Genomic DNA, 2,414 nt, shown 5'->3' with positions numbered 1-2,414 from the left:
CGCCACCAGGCCTCGTTGGCGAGGTACCAGGCGACGGTGCGCTCGATGCCCTCCTCGAAGGTGACGGAGGCGCGCCAGCCGAGCTCGCGCTCGGCCTTGGTGGGGTCGATGGCGTAGCGGCGGTCGTGGCCGGGGCGGTCGGGCACGAAGGCGACCAGGTCCCGCCGCGGGCGCGGGGCGGGGCCCGAGGAGGGGCGCAAGCGGTCCAGCGCGTCGCAAATGGCGTGGACGACCGCGAGGTTGGTGCGCTCGGCCCGGCCGCCGATGGCGTAGGTCTCGCCCGGCACGCCGCGGGTGACGGCGGCGACGAGGGCGCGGACGTGGTCCTCGACGAAGAGCCAGTCCCGGACGTTGCCGCCGTCGCCGTAGACGGGGAGGGGCTTCCCCTCGAGCGCGTTGAGGGTGACGAGCGGGATGAGCTTCTCCGGGAAGTGGTAGGGCCCGTAGTTGTTCGAGCAGTTCGTGACGATCGTCGGCAGCCCGTAGGTCTCGTGCCAGGCCCGCGCCAGGTGGTCCGATCCCGCCTTGCTCGCGGAATAGGGCGAGCGCGGGTCGTAGGGGGTGGTCTCCGTGAAGGCACCGGTCGGGCCGAGGGAGCCGAAGACCTCGTCGGTCGAGACGTGNCCTCGACGAAGAGCCAGTCCCGGACGTTGCCGCCGTCGCCGTAGACGGGGAGGGGCTTCCCCTCGAGCGCGTTGAGGGTGACGAGCGGGATGAGCTTCTCCGGGAAGTGGTAGGGCCCGTAGTTGTTCGAGCAGTTCGTGACGATCGTCGGCAGCCCGTAGGTCTCGTGCCAGGCCCGCGCCAGGTGGTCCGATCCCGCCTTGCTCGCGGAATAGGGCGAGCGCGGGTCGTAGGGGGTGGTCTCCGTGAAGGCACCGGTCGGGCCGAGGGAGCCGAAGACCTCGTCGGTCGAGACGTGCAGGAAGCGGAAGGCGGCGCGGCGCGGGGCGTCGTAGTCCTCGAGCAGCGCGCGCGCGGCCTCGAGCAGGGCGAAGGTGCCCAGGACGTTCGTCTGCACGAAGGGGGCGGCGGAGGCGATGGAGCGGTCGACGTGGCTCTCGGCCGCGAGGTGCATCACCGCGTCCGGCGCGAAGTCCGCGAAGGCGGCGCGCATGGCCGCGAGGTCGCAGATATCGGCCTGCAGGAAGGCGAAGCCCGGGTGGCCCTCGCAGGCGGCGAGGGTGCGGCGGTCGCCGGCGTAGGTGAGCTTGTCCACCACCAGCACCGCGTGGCCGAGGTCGAGGACGAGGTGGCGCACGAGCGCCGAGCCGATGAAGCCGGCGCCGCCGGTGACGATCACGCGCATGGTCGGGCTTTCAGGCAGGAACGTGGAAGGCCGGTTGTCGGGGAGCCTTGTGTCAGAAAGCCGGCGGAAGGTCGCGCAGGCGCGGATGCCCGCGGTCCTTGTCGGAGAGGACGGGGCCGCCGGGGAAGGCGGGCCAGGGCAGGGCGAGCTCGGGGTCGTCCCAGGCAAGGCCGCGGTCGCAGTCGGGGGCGTAGTAGTCGGTCACCTTGTAGGCGACCTCGGTGTCGGGGACGAGGGTGACGAAGCCGTGGGCGAAGCCGGCGGGGACGTAGAGCTGCTCCGCGCCCTCGGCCGAGAGGCGGCAGGCGACGTGGCGGCCGAAATCGCGCGACCCCCGCCGGATGTCCACGATGACGTCGAGCACCGCCCCCCGGAGCACGCGCACGAGCTTTCCCTGGGCCCGCGGCGGCACCTGGAAGTGCATCCCGCGCAGCGTTCCCGCGCAGGTGGAGAGCGAGTGGTTGTCCTGCACGAACACGCCCTCCACGCCCACCGCGCGGAAGTCGCGCTCGCTGAAGGTCTCCGTGAAATGGCCGCGGTGGTCGCCGAAGCGGCGCAGGCGCAGCAGCATCGGCCCCTCGATGCCGAGGGGGAAGGCCGTCACGTTGCCGCTCACGCGCGGCTCCGCGGAGGGAAAGTCGATCGACGGAGCGGCGGGCATCCGAGGTCTCCGGGCGGCGGGTAGCTTCCGCTAACACAGGTCGGGGCTGGATCACGAGTCCGTGTGGTCTGCGCCCCTTCCTTTTCCGGCGCTGTGTCGGGCGGGTTGCGGTGGCCGGGCGCGGGAGCCTGCCCGAGAGGGCGGGGTCTTATACTAAATCTCGGAGACCCTGACTCTCGTGGGGGATTCCCTCATGGGGCCGGATCGTGATTCAAGATGGCGAACGCTGGAGGTTCGCCATGGCCATTCCGCTTCGGGGTGACTTCGACGCGGTTCGCCTGCGCGTGGCAGCGCGACGGACGAAGGATGCGGCTCAGGCCCGGCGGCTGCTTTCGCTAGCTGCGGTTTACGATGGTGCGACGCGGACCGAAGCGGCCAGGATCGGCGGCGTGACGCTGCAGATCGTCCGGGACTGGGTGCTGAAGTTCAACAGCGCCGGTCCTG

Annotated in this window: 1 protein-coding gene and 3 pseudogenes; 1 reads left to right on the top strand and 3 read right to left on the bottom strand. The window is 71.4% G+C overall.

Annotated elements, in window-relative coordinates:
* The 3 genes and pseudogenes from EAH89_RS30765 to rfbC form a co-directional block, all read right to left on the bottom strand.
* Positions 1 to 638, bottom strand: a pseudogene (locus tag EAH89_RS30765) (dTDP-glucose 4,6-dehydratase); the annotation flags it as partial.
* Positions 626 to 1,309, bottom strand: a pseudogene (locus tag EAH89_RS30760) (dTDP-glucose 4,6-dehydratase); the annotation flags it as partial. The pseudogenes EAH89_RS30760 and EAH89_RS30765, both read right to left, overlap by 13 nt.
* A 52-nt stretch (positions 1,310 to 1,361) precedes the next feature.
* Complete coding sequence (gene rfbC, locus EAH89_RS30755) at positions 1,362 to 1,970, bottom strand: dTDP-4-dehydrorhamnose 3,5-epimerase (protein WP_140887981.1); 609 nt, start codon at positions 1,968 to 1,970, stop codon at positions 1,362 to 1,364.
* Between the two features lie 239 nt (positions 1,971 to 2,209).
* Here rfbC and EAH89_RS30750 point away from each other — a divergent pair.
* Positions 2,210 to 2,414: pseudogene (locus tag EAH89_RS30750) on the top strand (helix-turn-helix domain-containing protein); the annotation flags it as partial.

The organism is Muricoccus nepalensis (assembly GCF_006438825.1).
GTDB lineage: Bacteria > Pseudomonadota > Alphaproteobacteria > Acetobacterales > Acetobacteraceae > Roseomonas > Roseomonas nepalensis.
The sequence above is the reverse complement of the archived record's forward strand: the minus strand, read 5'-3'. Positions and strand labels throughout refer to the sequence as shown.

Bases quoted from the DNA above. Each gene is read 5' to 3' on its own strand.
- rfbC (WP_140887981.1), bottom strand. From the start codon at position 1,970: ATGCCCGCCGCTCCGTCGATCGACTTTCCCTCCGCGGAGCCGCGCGTG.